The sequence below is a fragment of the Microbulbifer maximicatervae (SeqCode) genome (assembly GCF_056231245.1).
This window is the reverse complement of the sequence record NZ_CP174334.1, coordinates 2,702,819-2,721,796: the sequence shown is the minus strand read 5'-3', so window position 1 is coordinate 2,721,796 and position 18,978 is coordinate 2,702,819. Positions and strand designations below refer to the sequence as shown.

At 45.6% G+C, this 18,978-nt stretch carries 17 protein-coding genes; 8 read left to right on the top strand and 9 right to left on the bottom strand.

Translation table 11 applies throughout. The features are described from left to right. Positions 1-3 precede the first annotated feature (3 nt). Positions 4-876 (bottom strand): LysR family transcriptional regulator, encoded by an 873-nt coding sequence (locus tag ACJJIS_RS11710; protein WP_475710353.1) that lies wholly within the window; start codon positions 874-876, stop codon positions 4-6. A 141-nt stretch (positions 877-1,017) separates the two neighbouring features. On the opposite strand from ACJJIS_RS11710, the gene ACJJIS_RS11705 reads away from it, so the two are divergent. Both ACJJIS_RS11705 and ACJJIS_RS11700 read left to right on the top strand, forming a co-directional pair. After that, positions 1,018-1,959, top strand: a complete 942-nt coding sequence (locus ACJJIS_RS11705) for a peptidyl-alpha-hydroxyglycine alpha-amidating lyase family protein (RefSeq protein WP_444941954.1) — start codon at positions 1,018-1,020, stop codon at positions 1,957-1,959. Positions 1,960-1,990: 31 nt separating this feature from the next. Beyond that, complete coding sequence (locus tag ACJJIS_RS11700; RefSeq protein WP_444905506.1) at positions 1,991-2,374, top strand: 5-carboxymethyl-2-hydroxymuconate Delta-isomerase; 384 nt, start codon at positions 1,991-1,993, stop codon at positions 2,372-2,374. A gap of 228 nt (positions 2,375-2,602) precedes the next feature. On the opposite strand, the gene ACJJIS_RS11695 is transcribed toward ACJJIS_RS11700, so the two are convergent. Then, on the bottom strand, positions 2,603-3,481 hold the full coding sequence (locus tag ACJJIS_RS11695) for an ABC transporter six-transmembrane domain-containing protein (RefSeq protein ID WP_444905505.1): 879 nt from the start codon (positions 3,479-3,481) through the stop codon (positions 2,603-2,605). A 19-nt stretch (positions 3,482-3,500) separates the two neighbouring features. Next, positions 3,501-4,067, bottom strand: a complete 567-nt coding sequence (locus ACJJIS_RS11690) for a TetR/AcrR family transcriptional regulator (RefSeq protein WP_444905504.1) — start codon at positions 4,065-4,067, stop codon at positions 3,501-3,503. Positions 4,068-4,162: 95 nt separating this feature from the next. Here ACJJIS_RS11690 and ACJJIS_RS11685 point away from each other — a divergent pair, with 95 nt between their 5' ends. The 3 genes from ACJJIS_RS11685 (at position 4,163) to ACJJIS_RS11675 (ending at position 9,183) form a co-directional block, all read left to right on the top strand. Further along, positions 4,163-5,284 (top strand): efflux RND transporter periplasmic adaptor subunit, encoded by a 1,122-nt coding sequence (locus ACJJIS_RS11685; protein ID WP_475708166.1) that lies wholly within the window; start codon positions 4,163-4,165, stop codon positions 5,282-5,284. 9 nt (positions 5,285-5,293) lie between these two features. Beyond that, positions 5,294-8,410: an efflux RND transporter permease subunit gene (locus tag ACJJIS_RS11680; RefSeq protein ID WP_475708165.1), complete on the top strand. Its 3,117-nt coding sequence runs from the start codon at positions 5,294-5,296 to the stop codon at positions 8,408-8,410. Between the two features lie 629 nt (positions 8,411-9,039). After that, on the top strand, positions 9,040-9,183 hold the full coding sequence (locus tag ACJJIS_RS11675; RefSeq protein WP_444905501.1) for a DnaB-like helicase N-terminal domain-containing protein: 144 nt from the start codon (positions 9,040-9,042) through the stop codon (positions 9,181-9,183). A gap of 56 nt (positions 9,184-9,239) precedes the next feature. On the opposite strand, the gene ACJJIS_RS11670 is transcribed toward ACJJIS_RS11675, so the two are convergent. Next, positions 9,240-10,004 (bottom strand): SDR family NAD(P)-dependent oxidoreductase, encoded by a 765-nt coding sequence (locus ACJJIS_RS11670; RefSeq protein ID WP_444905500.1) that lies wholly within the window; start codon positions 10,002-10,004, stop codon positions 9,240-9,242. Positions 10,005-10,143: 139 nt separating this feature from the next. Between ACJJIS_RS11670 and ACJJIS_RS11665 the strand changes: the two genes are divergently transcribed. Continuing rightward, positions 10,144-11,064, top strand: coding sequence for a LysR family transcriptional regulator (locus ACJJIS_RS11665; RefSeq protein ID WP_444905499.1), 921 nt, complete (start codon positions 10,144-10,146; stop codon positions 11,062-11,064). Between the two features lie 244 nt (positions 11,065-11,308). Here ACJJIS_RS11665 and ACJJIS_RS11660 read toward each other — a convergent pair whose 3' ends face one another. Then, positions 11,309-12,007, bottom strand: coding sequence for a hypothetical protein (locus ACJJIS_RS11660; protein ID WP_444905498.1), 699 nt, complete (start codon positions 12,005-12,007; stop codon positions 11,309-11,311). A 197-nt stretch (positions 12,008-12,204) separates the two neighbouring features. Between ACJJIS_RS11660 and ACJJIS_RS11655 the strand changes: the two genes are divergently transcribed. Both ACJJIS_RS11655 and ACJJIS_RS11650 read left to right on the top strand, forming a co-directional pair. Further along, positions 12,205-13,491, top strand: a complete 1,287-nt coding sequence (locus tag ACJJIS_RS11655; RefSeq protein ID WP_475708164.1) for a metallophosphoesterase — start codon at positions 12,205-12,207, stop codon at positions 13,489-13,491. Between the two features lie 242 nt (positions 13,492-13,733). Further along, positions 13,734-14,447 carry an ion transporter gene (locus ACJJIS_RS11650; protein WP_444897547.1) on the top strand — a complete coding sequence of 238 codons (714 nt, stop codon included), beginning with the start codon at positions 13,734-13,736 and terminating at the stop codon, positions 14,445-14,447. Positions 14,448-14,501: 54 nt separating this feature from the next. On the opposite strand, the gene ACJJIS_RS11645 is transcribed toward ACJJIS_RS11650, so the two are convergent. From ACJJIS_RS11645 to ACJJIS_RS11630, 4 genes are all read right to left on the bottom strand, one after another. Continuing rightward, positions 14,502-15,110, bottom strand: a complete 609-nt coding sequence (locus ACJJIS_RS11645; RefSeq protein ID WP_444905496.1) for an OsmC-related (seleno)protein — start codon at positions 15,108-15,110, stop codon at positions 14,502-14,504. A 150-nt stretch (positions 15,111-15,260) separates the two neighbouring features. Further along, positions 15,261-15,716 carry a hypothetical protein gene (locus ACJJIS_RS11640; RefSeq protein WP_444905495.1) on the bottom strand — a complete coding sequence of 152 codons (456 nt, stop codon included), beginning with the start codon at positions 15,714-15,716 and terminating at the stop codon, positions 15,261-15,263. Between the two features lie 250 nt (positions 15,717-15,966). Then, on the bottom strand, positions 15,967-17,040 hold the full coding sequence (locus tag ACJJIS_RS11635) for a 3-deoxy-7-phosphoheptulonate synthase (RefSeq protein ID WP_444905494.1): 1,074 nt from the start codon (positions 17,038-17,040) through the stop codon (positions 15,967-15,969). Positions 17,041-18,109: 1,069 nt separating this feature from the next. After that, positions 18,110-18,835 carry a YoaK family protein gene (locus ACJJIS_RS11630; protein ID WP_444905493.1) on the bottom strand — a complete coding sequence of 242 codons (726 nt, stop codon included), beginning with the start codon at positions 18,833-18,835 and terminating at the stop codon, positions 18,110-18,112. Positions 18,836-18,978: the final 143 nt, after the last annotated feature.

Below are 18,978 nucleotides of genomic sequence, written 5' to 3'. Positions count from 1 at the left end.
GTGTCAGCAGGCGTTGTTCTGAAAACATTCCTCCAGAAATCTCCAAAAGGCATCCAGCTTGGCGGAGGCGGCTCTTCTCTGCTGATACACCGCAAAAAGTGGCCTGCTTGATTGCTGCCAATCCGGCAGAACCTGAACCAAGTTACCCGCCGTCATATCCCGCTCTACCAAATAATCGTAAAGGCAAGCTATACCGGCGCCAGACAGGGCTGCTTGGTAGAGGGAATAGTAGTTATTACTTGAAAAGTAGGGCTTGGGGGCAATCGTGATCGATTCCTGCCCCTTTTGAAAAGTCCAGGAAAGTGGATCGCGGCTGTACTTGTAACACAGTAGTTGGAATTTATTGAGTTGGTCCGGGGAGGAAAAAGACTTAATCCTTGCCAGGTATTCGGGAGATGCTACCAGGAGCCGATCGTGCCGGCCGATTTGATGAGAGTAGAGTGTTGACTGGGGCTGCGCAGGTTGGGAGCGCAATGCCAGGTCAAACCCTTCACCGGTAAGATCCCGAAGCTGATCATCCAGAATCAGATCCAAACGGATATCTGGGTGCTCAGTTGTAAACTTCGGGAGCCTAGGTGCCAGCCAGAACTGCCCCAGAGCCGTTGGGGCGGTAATCCGCAGCAGTCCAGAGGGCTGCCCCTTGGAGCTGGTTAGGCGCTCTTCCACTTCCCTTAGATCATTAAGGACGCGCTCTGTGGTTTCCAGGTAGTCCCGCCCCGCATCCGTAAGGCTTTGGGATCGGGTAGTACGGTGAATTAGCCGAGTACCCAGTCGCTGCTCTAGCTGTTGGATGGCCTTGCTCACAGCGGACACCGTGGACCCCAATTCCCGAGCAGCACGGGTAAATGACCCCAATCGCGCCACCGTAGTGAACACCTGAATTAAGTGGAACCGGTCCAGAGGAACCTCCAATACTTTCCTGGCAGGAAAAAGTGAATATCAAATTTATGCTATTAACGCATTTATAGGAAAAAGTCACAATATCTTGGCAGATTGACAAGTTAAGAAGGGTTTCTGATGAGAGTGATTGTATTGCTATGCCTGATTTTGGTTCCCAGCGCCTTTACGCTGGCCGAGGCACCGCCAAACAGCCAGCCATTTCACGTCAAGGGGGGTGATTTTAAGTTGCCAGTGGGTTGGCACTTTGGGGAGGTTGCGGGGGTGGTCCGCAGGGAGAATGGCCACTTTGTTGTGTTTCACCGAGGGTCTCATTCGCTGTTGGAGTTCGATGGGCAGCGGCGTTTTGTTCGCGAAATTGGCGCGGGACTGTTTGAAAATCCGCATGGTCTTCGTATAGACCATAAGGGCAATATTTGGACTACCGATACTGCCACGCACCTGGTATTGAAATTTGCACCTGATGGCGAAGTAGCCATGGTATTGGGGAAGCGAGGAGCAGCCAGTGAAGGCTGGTTTGATCGCGACTACAACTTGGTGCTGTTCGATCAGCCCCAAGATGTTGCAGTGGATAGAAATGGATTTATTTATGTGGTGGATAAAGGCAACAGCCGCATCGTAAAGCTGGATAAGAATGGCCTTTTGGTAACCACCTGGGGTGGTCAGGGGGAGGCCCCTGGAGAGTTTAATTTCCCTCACTCCATTGTGATTGATTCTGAGGGGCAGTTATATATTGCCGATCGTGAAAACCGCAGGCTACAGATCTTTGATTCACAGGGTAAATATTTAACTCAATGGCGTGGAATAGGTTACCCCTATGTCCTCTTTCTCAAAGGTGATGCTTTGTGGATGACAGATGCACGGGCCGAGGAAGTGCGACAGTACGACCTGTCTGGTGATCTCAAGATGCGCTATCAAGGCCAGCCTGGGCGGGGACAGAAGCAATTTGGCTTTGTACATGGGATCTATGTGGATGACGACGGACTTTGGGTGTCCCATATCTTGAACTGGAGCATTAATCGCTTACTGCCAGCGGATACACTACCCGCTCCGGTCATGTAGCTTTTCTTTCAAAATTCACCTGGGAGTATTTATGCCTCACTGTGTTATCCAGTGTCCTTCTAACCTACTTGAGTCGGTAGATGTTGATAGCTTACTGACTTCTATCCATGCCGCTGCAGATCAGTCTGCACTCTTTGAGCCGGGGGATATTAAAGTTCGTTTGTTACCTGTCGAGCACTATTTGGTTGGACCTGAACCAGCACCGTTTGTACACCTGGAGTGCAGTCTGCTTTCAGGTAGAAGTATTGAGCAGCGACAAAGCTTGGCTCATTTACTAGCCAAGGCCCTATGTGCAGCCGTGCCCGATGTGGAGATGGTTTCTGTAGAGGTCCGCGAGATCGTGCGGGCTACATATTGTAATCGCGCTGCATTGGGAATTGGTCCTTTGGTATCAATAGTCAATGTTCCCAGCTGACGGGAGGGGGAACTGCGTAGCCTTTTCTGGTACTTTGGATGATAAGTGGTCAGCGCTTGTTGATGGGGCGGATCATTAGTAGAAAGAAAGCGCCGGCGGTCATCTGTGCCTGTATCAAGCTTTGAAAGCGGCTTCCAAAGTTTCTTTTGAGATTGAGCCAGTATTTGGTGAGAAGCCCAGCTGTTTTGGAACGGGGGGAGTGCCTTTGGCAATAAAGCCCCTCTTTCCTTATGATCGAATCCGATTAGAAATCTCCTTCAAACGAATAACCTGCTGAACATAGAGTGGCAACGCAGATACCTTCCCAATAAAGTCGAAAACGTACATTAATAAGGCAACTATTAACCCGTAGTTAACCAGGCCCCCATCGATTGCAGCTATGGGAGCGTAAACAAACAAAGCGACTATGCCTGCCCACAATATAAAGTAAGTACCTGTTTCCAGGTCACTCAATTCAATATTCCACCGCATAAGGCGCTGGAAGTGTGCTTTTGCATGCTCAACATTTGGCTGTTTAATCGCATCAACCTGATATTCCAGCTCATTATTATAAGATTCATTCAGCTGATAATTGGTATTTCCGATTACGCAATAGATCAGGATAATCATAGCAAGAAGAGCCAGGCAAGCTAGAAAGACATTAAGATTGATAGCGCTGATGATAATGAGCAAACCCACCGTACCAATAGAAACGGTAATGACTTCTGGTAGACTATTTTCAAAGAATTCGACAATTTCAGTTAATAAACTGGAGCGCGCAGTAATAGTCGATACCGACTGCCTCTTTGCTTTTTCACGGGCTACCATTTCCGACGTAACTACCTGGTAAATATGTGCGTAGATTCTTGTATCGTAAAATCTTCGAGCACTTCCTATAAGGACAGAGATAGTACCCAAGATTGCCAATAGATAAATGCCATCATAGGACTGTTCTAACAGACTATTGATAGCCCAGCCGATGACAAGTGGAAAGAGTAGTTCGAGGAGTGTTTCAATAATGACCAGCGCTAGGGTCAAGGATACTCGCCACTTAAATCGGGTAAAAATCGAAAGTAAAGAATGTTTGTGCTTATCTTTCGTAAAATCAGCAGTAACTGGCTGAGTCATTTAACAACACTCTCAATGGTTAACTAGCAACGCCATTACAAAATGTGTGAAACGCTAAATCGGCCAGCGTATTGTGGTCTATGGATTCTGCATTTTTTGTTAACCAGGATGTATAAAGCAGACCTTCTACCAGGTTTACTACCCAGGAAGTAGGAAGTTTCTTGGACAAGCTGCCTTCGGATTTTGCGTATTCCACTAATGTCGCGATTTCATTTCCCTGTTTCTCATAGATCGCGGTGAGTTCTGGGTCATCTTCATCAAAGTCTCCCAGCTTCATTAAAAACTCCATTTCAGCGGACAGCGGAAAGATCGCCTTGAACATCAGGTGGAAGGCTTGCAGAGCTGATTCAGCTTCGCTTTCCAAGTGTTCGGTAGCTTTATCAAATGCCTGCAGGCAGTGAATTGCAGCAGCCTTAATCAGCTTTTCTCTCGTGTCATAAAGGCGATAAAGGGTAGTGCGCCCAACTCCAGCCGCCCTGGCAATGTCACTAAGTGACGCCTCCCTGTTTTTGCTCAAGAGTTCCATTCCTGCCTTCATGATCGCAGTTTGTGACTTCTGAATACGCGCATCTAGTTGATCAGCCATGGAGTTATCACTCAAACTTTATGGAACATACTTGTATCATAATCTGCTATTAGTTATGGTGCAAGAGTGTTCCATAAACTGTAAGTTGCCTAGGCATGATGAAAATTGCGGGAATCTGGTTAAAGCGACGGGCTGCAGGTGTCGTTGCCACCAGCTTACTGGTCTTGGTAGGGCTGTGGCTTGGGGCTGAGCAACAGCCGGTAGCCATGGTCGAGAAGCCCAAAGAGCTTGGTCTTACTGTCACCGTCGTAGAGGCGGTACCGGCGGATGCACAGTTTGAAGTCAAAACAACGGGCATAACACAACCCCGCTGGGCGACTGAAGTTATCGCGTCAGTCAGCGGGCGTGTCACCCATATTGCTAAACACGCAATGCCGGGCAGCCTCATTAGAAAAGGAGAAATACTGGCATCGCTACAGGATACTTTTTACCAGTCTGAGCTAAGTGCTGCTCAAGCCAGAGTGTCAGAAGCTGAACTCAACTTGGCCGAGGTGTTAACGCGTCAATACGTAGCAAAACGAGGGGATAAAGCGAAGTCATCATTTGGCCGGCTGGAGCCACATGTCAAAGCCGCAGAGGCAAATCGAGAAGCGGCGAGGGGAGCTCTCGCATCCTCCCGGCAGAGGCTGGCTGATACGCAAATCAAAGCGCCTTTTGACTCAGTGGTTATTGCAGATTTAATCCATCCTGGCCAATGGATAAATGAGGGGGATGTACTCTTTCGAGTGGCAGCCAGTGATTACCTGGATATTAAAGTTGAGCTATCCGAGCAGACTTGGCAGCGCTTAGACGGCCTTCAGCAAGACCCCAACAAAATCACTATAGAGGCGCCTGACGGACAACAATGGCAGGCCTCGGTCCGCTACCTTAGCCCAATCATGGATACGGTCACCCGTCAGCTTAGCCTTATGTTGCAAGTGGCTAACCCCTTTCAGCACGAGACTCCCTTGCTCGCCGATCAGCAGGTCGGTGTAGTGTTTGGAGGCAACACACAGAGCTATGTTGTCAGCGCACCAGCATCGGTTCTTACAGAAGATGGGAAAGTATGGAGCGTTTCTGAACAATCCCTACTTTTGGAAGAGATAGAGCTACTGGATATGCGGCCGGAATCAGTCCTGTTTCGTTACAAGAATCGGCCCCACCAGAATCGTCAGCTTGTTCGCTTTCCTTTGACCAACTTTGTTGAAGGTCAAGCGGTTGCAATGACTATCAACTAAGGCCTGCACATGAAAACACTCTCACGCTGGTTCCTGGATAACCCGGTTGCCGCTAACCTTCTTATGGTGTTCATTCTGGTTGCAGGCTTGCTGACCTTTCAAAATCTGCGGGTGGAAAGCTTCCCACAAATTCCACCTACGGAAGTCGAAATCTCCGTTGTCTACCCCGGCGGCACTGCCCGCCAGGTCGATGAGAGTATTACACAGCGTATTGAGGAAGCTATCAGTGGTGTTGCAGGGATAAAGCGCATAACCAGTCAATCGAGCAAAGGTTACGCTTCATTAGTAGTGAGAAAAAATACTAATGTTAAGCTGGATCGTTTGATAGAAGATATTCGCAATCAAGTTGAAAGTATCGAAGGTTTTCCTGCATTGGCGGAGCGGCCGCGTATTTATCGCAGTGAATATACGAATCTTGCGGCGTTTGTCATGGTCTACGGTGGTGACAATAATGATTCTCTTCAGCAGGTATCCTCACGAGTAGAGCGAGCACTTAAGAAACATCCTGCTATTTCTAAAGTGACAAACCTGGGTAAAAGAAAGAAGCTATTGGCTATAGAGCCGGACCTCAGGAAACTCCAAAGCTACGGTTTATCCATTGAAAACCTAACGAAACGTATTCGCCAATGGTCAGTAGAATATCGCAGTGGCGAATTAAGAACGGCCAATGGCAATATTGTACTGCAGGGCAGTTTCCTGGCTGACAACTTGGCGGAACTTAGGAATATCCCCATTATCAATACATCGACGGCACGAGTGGGACTCAGTGATATCGCTACTGTTAAGCGAGATTATGAGCAAACCGACAGTATTGTTCGATACCAAGGGCAACCTGCAGTCGCACTGATGATATCCACCAGCCAAAAGGACAACCTGTTTCATATCAATGAAGCCACAAAATCAGTATTAGAATCATTAGAACCGACCTTACCCAAGAATATGCAATTGGATGTAATGGCGGATATGTCCCCTTATATTTCCGAGCAATTAGACCTACTAAGTAGCAACGCCTTACAGGGATTATTCATCGTCTTATTACTATTGGTGCTTTTTTTAGATACGCGGCTGGCCTTTTGGGTTGCCTTGGGGATTCCCATATCCCTTGCTGGTGCGATTACATTGATGGGTTTTCCTTCCCTGGATTACAGCATTAACGATATCACTTTATTCGGCATGATTTTGGTGCTGGGGATATTGGTAGATGATGCAGTTGTGGTCGGTGAAAGTATTCACCAGGCGAGACAAAATACAACTGACACTAAAGAAGCTGCCTGGAAGGGTGTTGAAGCCGTAGCCGTGCCCACAGTTTTTGGCGTATTGACTACAATCGCGGCCTTTTCACCGATGTTATGGATTGAAAATGAGTTGGCAAAAGCCTTGTCAGGATTCTCAGCTGTAGTGATATTTGCACTGATATTTTCACTAATTGAAAGCAAATTTATATTACCCGCCCATTTGAGCTATCCAAATACACATACTCAAACTAAAGGCGCACTAAAACGATGGATTGAGATTGCCAGAGAGAAATGTAACCGTTTATTAGATAAATTTTCGGATAAGATATATATTCCGCTTTTGTCTTTGAGCTTGGTAAACCGGAAAACGAGCATTAGTCTGTTCGTCACCTTTTTGCTACTGGCCTATGGCGCTATGTTCAAGGGGCATATTGCTTCAGTATTTTTCCCTGAGATTCCAGGGCGCTATGCCACGGTTAAAGTGACTATGCAGCATGGTGTTGCAAATACTTTAGTGGAACGCAATACCGGTCAGCTTGAACAGGCCATCAAGCGCACTGCAAATAGGTTGCAACAGGAGTTTGAACTTCCAGATTCACCTGTTAGCAAGTATATAGTGTCAAAGGAAGGCACCAAGACTATCGAGTTGACAGCGGAATTAACACATGACGCCTTGGCTAAATTAGCGAGCAACCGCTTTTTAGAGGAGTTGCGGCTGCATACAGGTATCCTGGAGGGTAGCTATGCAGTGAAGTTTAGCCTTACGGAGGAGCCGGCGGGCGACACTGCCATTGCGGTTTCTGCTCGCAATCGAGATCAGGCAAAACAAGTGGCTGACCGCCTCAAGGCTTCACTCGCTGAGTTGCCCGGTGTGAACGATGTATACGATGATAGCCAACTTGCTAAAAGACAGCTGAAAATTTCGGTTAATGAGCGAGGAGCCAGCCTGGGAATTGATCAAAGCCATCTGGCGGTGCTGATAGGCGGAGCATACGGCCAGATTGAAATACATCGCCTGTTGGATAAAGGTGAAGAAACTCTGGTTTTGGCCCGCTTTCCTCAAGCAAAAACTAAAACAATTGAGCAGTTAAAAGCGACTCCTATTAACCTGGATGGCAACAGCTACGTAAGCTTAGGTGAAATCGCCCAGCTTGAGTATGAGCGTGAGCCCGAGGTTATTTATCGTCGTAATCGCGATGAAGTGGTCAGTATCTACTGGCGTCAGAATCGTTCTGTTATCTCACCGGAAAAAAACTGGGAGAAGCTAAAGGAAGGGTTGGTACCAGAACTGGAGCGCCTATATCCGGGTGTCCAAATTAAGGCCGTTGGTGAATTTGCCGAAATAGTAGAAGTACAGGCTGGATTTAAAAAGTCCATGTTGCTGACCCTTTTACTTATCTACGTTTTGTTGGCGATACCATTAAAATCCTATTGGCAACCTTTGATTATTATGTCGGTGATTCCAATGGGCTTTGCAGGGGCAATTATTGGACACGGCCTATTGGGCTTCCCAGTAAGCTTGTTATCCTTGTTTGGGATGATGGCAATGACTGGGGTAGTGATTAACGATTCCCTAGTATTAATGAGCCGATTTAATCAGCTCTACGCGCAGGGCGTACCAGTAAAAACAGCGTTACTTCAAGCTGGGAAAAGTCGCGTTAGGGCAATTTTCTTAACCACGGTGACTACTATCTGTGGGTTGCTACCATTATTAGCCGAAACCAGTGAGCAAGCCCAATATTTAAAGCCAGCGGCTATATCCTTGGTATTTGGGGAACTATTTGCTACACCGATTACCCTAATCCTGATCCCTCTTTTAATTTCTTTTGTGCAATGCAAAATTGCTTCGAAAAGTGATAGCACTTCTTACCCTAAGCAAGTCTCGCTTTGATGACTTAAGCCACCAAGTTGATCTCACGAGTGAACGTTTAGGGGACAGCTAAACGTTCATTAATTTGCCACTAAAGGCTCCAGTACTTGTGAGGGAACAGGTGCCCGGTAGTCATCAAGAACCAATTCGAGCGCGTTCATCGGTGAATAAGATTCAAGTTTTAACAGGATTTATATAGTAGAGGGCGCTTCTAATGCAATTTGTATGTAGGTGATAAATTGCGTCATACTACTTTTTTATTGCCATTTGTTTTTTTTATTTTCTAGACCTCCCCCAGTTTTTTCATCTCGCTACTACTTGGAGCTTAATAGGCCTGTATATAAGCGGATTCACGTTGTTGAAGAAGATAATAGGTCTATCCTAGTTCTGGGTTTAATATGTTATGAGATATTGTTTAAAGGCCAGATTTTAAGTGCGGTAATTTGCACAAGTGATTGTTCTCGAAAATTAATAGAGGAATAGTGTCATTTTCGTGTAGAAAATATGGAACAGTTAATCGAAATGTTTCACCGGGTAAGAGGAGCCATTTTAAGTAAGTTGGTTCAAGAGGATCTGAAGCTAAACCGCAAAGTAGAGGTGGGTAAACTGGATTTTGGAAAGCAAATGGATACTCTGGGAAGGAATGCTAAATGTCATTTCTGTGGTGGCACCATGAAAACACTGCTCCCCAACTGCATTCGGTTTATTCAGATAATTTTGTGCTGGGTGGCTTGTTATTAGACCCTGATCACATAGGTGCGGTAGCCAAACTACTGAATGAAGAGGATTTCTAAGGTGGTCATTCGCACAAGTGGAGGGCTTGGCCCCCACTTGTGCACTTTCAAGCCGGTTAGAGGCAGTAGCCCCCATCAACCTTCAGGTGTGCATTTCGCATACCGACTGAGTGATCTGTGGCCAGATAGTGGATTGCTGGCACTATGTCATCTACCTCAAGTGCCCGGCCCAGTGGCGTTACCATCATACTCTCTGCGAGACTTTGAATGTCTGATTGGCTCATGCCGGCTTTTTCCTGGATTTCGGTCAGGGTGATTCCGGGGCGTACGCTATTTATACGAATTCCCCTCACCGCTAACTCCGCATTCAGGACCTGGGCATAACCTTCAATGGCAGACTTACTCGCGCTATAAGCGGAAGTTCCCGAAAAGGTTTTCTCTACGGCAATACTTGAAAGCAAAACCACGCTGGAGGGGTTATTCATCACCGGTAGTAATTTTTGCAGTGTGAAAAAAGGTCCCTTCACATTGATATCAAAAGTGTGATCGAAGAGGGCTTCATCGGTTTCCTCAAATATCCCAGGCTTGAAAATACCGGCATTCAAGATAAGGGCATCCAGTTTAACCTCATCGTTTTGTAATTTGTTTCCCAGTTGCTCAATTTGATCGAGTTGTCCGCTATCACATAGGTGGCAGGTCAGCTGGCCGCTACTCCCAAAGAGGCCCGCGATATCCTCGGCTGTTTGTTCCAGTTTTTCAGCGTTTCGGCCCGTGATGATGACTTGCCAGCCCTCGGTTAAAAAGTGCTTAGCTGTTGCGAGTCCAATACCGGCAGTGCCACCAGTGATTGCGATGGTTTTTGTTCTCTGCTGGTGTCCCATAGATCCTCTCTTGCGATTGTAATGGTGCAATGAATGGCAGTTGCCAAGATTAGGCTTAGGAGGATATGTTGTTATACTGGTATCAATAAGGCACCATTAGGGCAACACTTTGATTCTAATTTGGAAACAGTGAGGCAGAATGCAGCATCTACATCAATACTTGGGACATTTGTACGTCTTCCGGTTGGTCATTGAGCAAGGCAGTTTTCAGGGGGCTGCTAATCAGCTGGGCTTACCTCGCTCATCAGTCAGCAAGAAGCTGGCACAGCTGGAGGGGTTTGTTGATCAGCGTCTATTGCACAGAAGTACGCGGCAATTGCGCCTTACGGATGCCGGTGCTGCTTTGTTGGAAGCAACGGAGACAATGGCTCAGCTAATGAGCAATACCGAACACCTGATCCTCTCCCACCAGGATGAAGCTGTTGGTAGAGTTAAGATAAGTTGCTCTACCTTAATGGGGCAGCGGTACTTATTGCCATCCATACCATTACTAAAGCAACGCTACCCAAAAATTACTTTTCAAGTGAACTTAAGCGATAGGGTTGTGAACTTACTGGATGAAGGCGTTGATATTGCCATTCGCACTGGGCACTTGCCGGACTCTTCATTGGTAGCGCGCCGAATAGGTGAAAAGCGTTGGGGGTGGTTTGCCAGCCCGGATTATTTGGCGAGTAGGGGGGAACCTAATTCTCCAGATGATTTAAGCCAGCATCAATGCTTAGTGTTTAGTAACCAAACAACAACCATTGATCACTGGCACTTTTCTAACGATGGTAGTGAAATAAAGACCATTCCCATTGATCCGGCGATGGTAGTCGATGATGGCCGTACATTGGTTGAATTAGCTACAATGGGTCAAGGTATAGTTATGATTGATCCTCTTCTGGTGCGCCGGGAATTAGCGGAGGGCAAGTTGATGCCTATCTTTCAGCAATGGAGAAGCCCTGAGCTGCAACCGATCCATCTAGTGTGCTTGGGAAGGTCTATAAGAAGTAAAGCGGTAGAGGTAGTTTGGCAGGCATTGGTTGAGGGCTTGCAGAGGGATTTAATTCAGCCTTAAAAGCAAATATGGCAGGGTTTTACGTATCATCTCTTTTGTTCTTTTGAATTTCCTGAAGCTTCTTTCTTTTTAATTCTCTTTTCTCTTGGTAGTAGCGCTTGTCGACATATCTAAGCAGTAGCCATAAGACAAGCGCAGCAACAATGCCAATCAGGTATCCTTTCCCGTACATACTATGTGCGACCCGCTGCTGGCCAGATTGATACTCTGTTCAACCAATCTGGTCTTTTTAGAAACCTGGTTATTAGTAGGCAAAATAGGGCAGGTAGGAACTCCAGTCGGTCCATACGAGCTGCTGGACAGTTCTATTCACACCATTGGTTTGCATGTAAAAGTTCCATTGGCCCGTTTCCTTAACACCTATTACATTTTTATTTTGCAGATTAATGGCCGCAAAGTTTGATTGAATCAAAATATAACGATTCGGGTCCAGGCCACCAACTTTAGAGGCATCGATTAGCTGAGTGACGTCTGTTCGTAAGTAGCTTCTCTGCGTGCTGGCAAATACACTGAGAGGCGTATTATTGATAATAGTTTGATTTACCTGGTTGTAACTATTAAAGGGATGGGGCTGCAAGTGTCCCATAGAGAGCTGACCACCACCCCAGTCAAGAATGATTAAGCTACAGCCAGTTTGACGCTCGGTTACCCAAAAATCCGCATTTGCCGTATTGGGCCGTAATAGTGCGGTATACCGATTCACAGAACTGTGCCCTCGCGTTGGGGTTGTGAGAGCCTGAATATAGATTCTACTGTCGTTATTTGGTGCACCTGGGCCGATATTGATACTTCCCAAGTTGAGTGAGAATGGGACTCGAGCCAGCTGCGTTTGATGTCCAGGTTGGAGGCCGACTTGCAACCGATAATTTTGTAGTGCAGTTTGCGGGTCAGCTTTCAGTTCTCTCAATGCATTACGAGAATTTAGTTGATCTTGCAGCGGCATAGCTTTGAACTCCATTTTATTTATGCTTGGCATAATACCGCATATTTTTGGCTGTTTTCACAGTATTTTTCTTTTCAAATTTACTCGACTTGTATTTGGCTGGTAGAGAGTTTCTATCGAATTAATTTGTACTGAGGTGCAGGTTAAATTTTGCCATGAGTTGAATGATTTTGACTCAAGAAATCTTTGTCTTGATAATGTTCGAATTGATTCAGGTTATGTTAAAGGGATTTTTTGTGGTCGGAACGGTTGTTAAGCGAGCTATCACCTTATTTTTTGTCCTATTTATTTTGGGGGTAGCAGGTATAACCTACCTGCTAAGTGGTAGTAAGGTTATTAAAACTACAGGACAAGTCTTTCAAGGAATTAAGATTCCTATTGGTGATGCGGCTATTAGATGGCGCGCCGACTTGAGTAAAATTGCTGAAAACCCACTTCTAGAAAGGATGCAGGGGCCGGTGATCATTCAAAGCACAGATGGTTATATTTCACGGTGGTTCTGTGACGATAAAGTTAAAGAGCAGAGGTCCATTTCTAAGGAAATTGTATTGGAGTGTGGGGGCGATCAAAGAACTTATTCTTTGAGGGATGGTGAAGTTGAGTTTGTCCCCTATGATGAGGTAAGCCCTATTGCTGTGGTCAGTGACTTGGAAGGAGATCTAGACTTCTTTAAAAATTGGGCGAGAAACCTGGGTATTATTGATGCCGATGAAAAATGGACTTATGGCTCAGGCCAATTAGTGATTGTAGGTGATGTCTTTGACCGGGGGCGATATGTTTATGATTTGCTCTGGTTTATCTATCATCTTGAGGAGCAAGCGGCCAATAGTGGTGGAGCTGTACATTTTCTACTAGGAAATCATGAACAGTATGCATTTACTTATAGAATTAAATCTGTAGAGGCTGAACACTTATGGGCTATAGAGCAGTTGAGGCCATATGATCAAGCTTTGGCAGAAGATACAGTTTTAGGAGCTTGGCTAAGGAGTAAAGATGTAATGCTGAAGCTTGGATCAGTACTTTTTACCCATGGAGGTATAAGCCCTCAGTTGCTCAAGCAGGGGCTGAGCACCAGCGAATTTAATGGTGCCCATAGAGCCTATTTAACAGGGGCCAAGATAGATAATAGCCTGTTAGTTGGGCCTCACTCTCCAACGCAATATCGTGGCTATGCCTATGCGATGGATCAATATCCGGAGGCCGATCAGCAGTTAGTTAATGCCACTATGGAGCACTTTGACGTAAGCTATATTGTGGTAGGTCATAGCCATCAGGAAGAATTGGCTTCCAAGTTCCAGGGTAAAGTGTACTTGGTGGATAGCACTTTGTATGTACCAAAAGCATTGGTCTTTGAGTCGGGCAAACCAGTAATTCGTAATACTGGCGTAGTGCGTAAAAGTTTTATTGACAAAGATACAAAGGAAGAGCCATTTGATGTTCTAAATACTGTACATTGGATGGCTTTTTTGGGGATATTTTTGTAAGTATGTCTGTATAAAAGCGAGCATATGAGGTCGTTGTTGGGAGCTGAAATAGAGTGTTTAGGCCGACTTATTGGTATTGGCATGTTTCAACTCCATTACTCGAATTACCTCTCTAATCATAATTTTTATTGTTTGATGTATCGCTTACAACTTACAAAATGATAAAGCCAAATATGCATGTGCATTAGTAGGTAGTGTTAAAATGCGGTATATATTCAATATGATACGAGCTGGGTGATTGTGTGGAACAGGGAATTAGAAAGCTGGTTGATAATTATGAGAGCAAAGAGGGGCGATTTTTTTCCATATTTATTCAGTGTCTGATAGTTGTATCGCTAATTTCTTTTTCTGTGGGTACTATCCCTGATTTAACACCAGAACAGAGAGCTGTATTGGATCACTTCGAGTTGTTCTCAGTGATTGTGTTTACTTTGGAATATATATGTCGCGTGTACGCGGCGAAAAATAGATTAGGCTTTATCTTCAGTTTTTATGGTTTGATTGATCTTATGGCGTTCTTGCCATTTTATATAGCCTCAGGAATGGATTTAAGGGCGCTTAGAATTGTTCGCTTATTTCAAGTGTTTAGGGTTTTAAAGCTATTGCGCTACAGTAAGGCAGTTGCTCGATTTAGCCGTGCATTTAGTATGGTTAAAGAGGAACTGGTATTGTTTGGAGTAACAGCTCTGATCTTGCTTTATTTGTCATCTGTAGGTATCTATTATTTTGAGAGCGCTGCTCAGCCGGAACAATTTAAATCTATCTTTCACAGTTTGTGGTGGGCAGTTACAACCTTAACCACTGTGGGTTATGGTGACATGTATCCAGTTACTCTCGGTGGGAGAATATTTACTTTCTTTGTGCTTTTGATTGGTTTGGGGGTGGTTGCAATTCCGACAGGTCTTGTCGCTTCTGCCTTATCTAAAGCCCGGATTGAGGATGTAGAAAACGATTAGTAACAAGCGCTATTAGGCTATGGCCTCTTGGTCTGTGAGGCCATCCCAGGGTATTCAATTGAACTCAATCGCTTTACTATTGATAAAGAGCTGGGTATCAACGGGTGTAGCACTGGAAACGGTTTGAAGTGACATACAGGCCTGCCGGCAACAATGCATAAATTTTACAAGTTTTTCTTCTGGCTCATCACTTTCAACAATCAAATGTATTTCCACTCTATCCCCCTTGCCAAAGACTTCTTCCGGTTTGATACCCCCAAAATTCAAAGTGGTTGAGAACTCAGTTTTTTGCTCTAGCCTTACACTTTTTAATTTGATCCCGCCAAGTTTAGCCAGCATTTCGATGTGAGACATCATGCAAAGGGCTAGCCCTGCAGAGAAGTACATAATTGGAGATGGAGCGCTGCCTCTACCGCCGACGGCTGTGCCTTCATCACAGATAAGCTCCCATGTTCCACCATTAGGAACGTTGGAAAATATGGTGGCTTTTTTTAGGTGATGCCCCTCAGGCATTTGTTCGACATTAATATGAGCGTGAAACTTCAGCAGCTCGCCTTGTTTCACCTTATCGAGATGAGGGGGAGGGAAGGTTACTTGGTGTGCATCCTCGTCCAACTTGCGAACGATGGTAGAACTCGACATTTTCCATTGAATTGGGTCCATTTCGAGGCTCCTCTGTTTTTTTGTCTCGACTGGAGGGTCGAGTAGAGTTGACTTGTGCACCCCTGCGGAGTTGGGTGGCAACAGCTTTAACAAAGGAGGTTAGGGTGAGAAGGGCTATATCCCCACTTGTGCCTTAAGAGTACTGGCTCTTTAGTCCAGTAGGGGGAGCGCGGTAAAGAGCGCGAGTTCATGCGCGTAGGCCAGTGCATCATTCTTGGAGTGGAAGGCCTGCGCCTGGATACTATTGCTACCGTTACTTTGGCGGGGGACCAATATTACCTGCCAGCTGGAGTGGCTACTTTTACGGTCTGTGGTATGGGGTGAGTAGGAGACAACCTTAACCCCCTTGAACGCCGCTAGCGATTGCCTCTCGGTCCAGCTATGCCAGAGGGCTTGTCTCTTGGAAACATAGCTTTTTGATTCTCCATCGATGTAATGTGTTGCCCGAAATGAGAATGTGATTACTGCGAGAAGAGTGCAGAGAGCGGTGGCCAGCCAGGAGATGGTGGAGCCCCCATCGAGAGCAAAACTTAGGCTGACAAGTAGCCAGGTTAGAGTAAACCCACCAAAGATATAGATTGGTACTTTGTTGGACTGCAGTTCCATATGTGCTGCTTTCCTATTTCCCATAAATGAAAAAATTAGGTGCCAGATTTCAACCTCAATCTAGTAGGCCGCTTATTTTTATTTAGCTGATTGAAGGAAGCATACGACAGCTATCTGTTACGGCAGGGCAAAAGTACTCTTTTTGTAGGGTCTTTATCAAGTGAATAGCGTAATTTGTAGGGAGATCAAGCTGTGGCGGTTATCTTTTCGGCAGGAAAGAGGCCCGCTATGGGCCTCTCCAGGGGGAGATCTAAGAGGAGCGTGCTTTAAGGGGCTCGCGCAGCTGTTCGGCCATGCCTAACAGCAGGGACTCAGTAGTTTCCCAATCAATACATTTATCGGTTACCGAAACGCCATACTCCATATCGCTCAGGTTTGGCAGAATTTTCTGGTTGCCGGCTTTCAGGTTACTTTCCACCATAATGCCAATAATCGACTGATTGCCATCGAGGATTTGGTGAGTCACATTGTCGACCACCAGGGGCTGTAATTCGTGGTTTTTATTGGAGTTGGCATGACTGCAGTCGACCATAATGTTTGGCACGATATTGGACTTACGCAGCTCCTGCTCGCACATTGCAACACTCACTGAGTCGTAATTTGGCTTGTCATTGCCCCCGCGAAGTACAACGTGACCGTATGGGTTTCCTGCGGTGTGGATAATCGCAACTTGACCGTGCTTATTGATGCCGAGGAAACGATGGGGGTTGGCGACTGATTGCAGGGCATTGATAGCCACCTCCAGGCCACCATCGGTACCATTCTTGAAGCCCACGGCAGAGGATAGGCCGCTGGCCATTTCCCGGTGAGTCTGTGACTCTGTGGTTCGCGCGCCAATGGCAGACCATGAAATTAGGTCCTGCAGGTACTGAGGGGAGATTGGGTCTAGTGCTTCTGTTGCAGTAGGCAGTCCTAGCTCGGCAACATCCAATAGCAGCTTGCGGCCAATATGCAGCCCCTCCTCAATCTTGAAGGAGTCGTTCAAGTGAGGGTCGTTGATCAAGCCCTTCCAGCCAACAGTGGTGCGGGGCTTCTCAAAATAGACGCGCATTACAATTAGCAGGGTATCGGAAACCTTGCCCGCTATCGCCTTCAAGCGCTTGGCATAATCCATTGCGGCGTTCACATCGTGAACGGAGCATGGCCCGATTACCACCATCAGGCGGTGGTCTTTGCGATCTAGGATGTCGCGCACGGCGGCGCGTCCTCCAGCGACAGTCGCCTCGGCGGCATCGCTAATGGGGAGTTCTGCTTTCAGCGTCTCCGGGCTGATCAGTACTTCCTGGGAGACAACATTTAAGTCGTCGAACTGCTGTGTGGTCATGGCGTCTTCTGGTTTCTCTATTCCTTAGTGCCGCGCTGCACCTGCAGGCGGAGTACCTATCCTACTTTGCCATCAAGAATAGGGCGAGGGTTTCATTTGCAACCAAATAATTGGACTTGGTTTGGGATGTTCATTTGTATTCACCCTTTAACAGTTTGGCACTTTCAAAGCGGTTGAGGTGGCTCTGCTGGGGCGGGCTGAGTGATGCGGGGTGCTACTTATCCATCGGTGAGTAGGTCTTCTGGCGTGTTTAGAGAGGCTTGATGTTACGAAAGAAATACGGATAACTGACACTGCAATGGCCTGCTGCCATGATATAGAGATCCCTTTAGACAGGGAATCCTTTCCAGGCGCTATTGGAACAATATATGAGTACGCTCAAAGTTCCGCAAAAGAAATTGTTGGAACAAGATTCCTGATCAATAATTTTTGTCAGTCACCAGCGGGGGTGGTAAACGGGGGGGCTCTATCCAATGAAGGAGTTTGGTTTAACTGATGCGGGGCTTTTATTTCAACATAGCGAAGGCTATCTCCTAACACTAGGGATCATGGTATTCAATTAATTGTGACATGTGCAAGGGGAGATGTCAGTTTAGACTAAATAATTGTATTTGATGAAGGCTTGTTTAATACGGATATTTCATTGTGAGGTGACTATTTAGAGCAGATGAAGTTATGGCGAGCTACATAGCTGTGTTTTTTGAGTAAAAAGTAAGAGCTCATGTACAGTGCTTTCTTATGGATTGTTTATGATAAAGGCTTGTACTAAAAAAGGTCGTTTTACGTAACGATTTCTGAGTTACCACAACGGTAAGATATACGGTGGATTGAATTTTTGTGTGGACTGGCCTTTTGGATTTACCTGTTAAAAATTAGTGCGGATTTTTTTGCGTATCTATACAGAATATAATAAGCAGGGTATTCGAGGCTATGGTGTTCTGAGGAAGCATGCTTCCGTCTAGGCTTAAGCACAACCGATAGTAGTTTAGATGAGCATTCCCATACTGAATTACACGTAGATCCTAGCCCTTTGTTTGATATCTTAAAGTGAGCTTCATATTCATTAATATCAAGAATCGGTCGCGGGAGGAGGGTCGTGTCGTTGAGTCGATACAGCTGTGAACAGTGTCATGACTACGGGTAATGCAAGAGAGAGGAACCCCCAAATTTTATATCCAATAGTGCCAAGAATTACACCAGTTATAAACCCCATAATTACCCCCAAATAGTACTTAGCTCTACGAGAAGCCTTAGGATAGGGCGGAGCGTTCGTGCTTTTGTCAACACGATAGTTATCCAGCATTTCGAAAGCAGCAGCGAAAAGATTAGTAGAGTTTCCTGTCATAAAGTGTGTAGGCGCCTTCTTATTAAGTACCCTGAAGAATATTGTACTGTGAAGAGACATGGTTGCAATTGCAAAAAAAGAGATGATGAAGGTATTTGCAGCATAGGGAGATGAAAGTTTTCCTATATAGCTGCCACTGACAAAAAATAGTAGCATTAGTCCACTCTCTAAAAATAGCATGATAGTTGCTGGGTTTCTCTTTTGTAAATGTAATCTTCTGATGAAATAAATCCAAAATATTTGAAGAAGGATAAAGGCGAAGAGGATAAAAGTTTTTGTGATGTAGTTTGGATTGTTGCTTGCAAAATCGGTGATGGCGAGAACAATTGTGCCGGTAATAAAAGTTGTAAAGCTTCCGAATAAACCCAAAATGCATACAGCTTCAGAAAAGCCGGCAACTAATGCCAGGGTGTACTCTATATTTGTCTCTTTATTGGACCTTTGATTCATGGCGTATAATCTACCCTATACTGTGATAGCTTATCTAATTGACTATTTGGTATTTAGATGATTATGAATGATAGTTTATCTTGATTTTGGATAATAAACGTTACTGGAAAGAGAGCCTCAGTTATCAGAGATATAATCCAAAG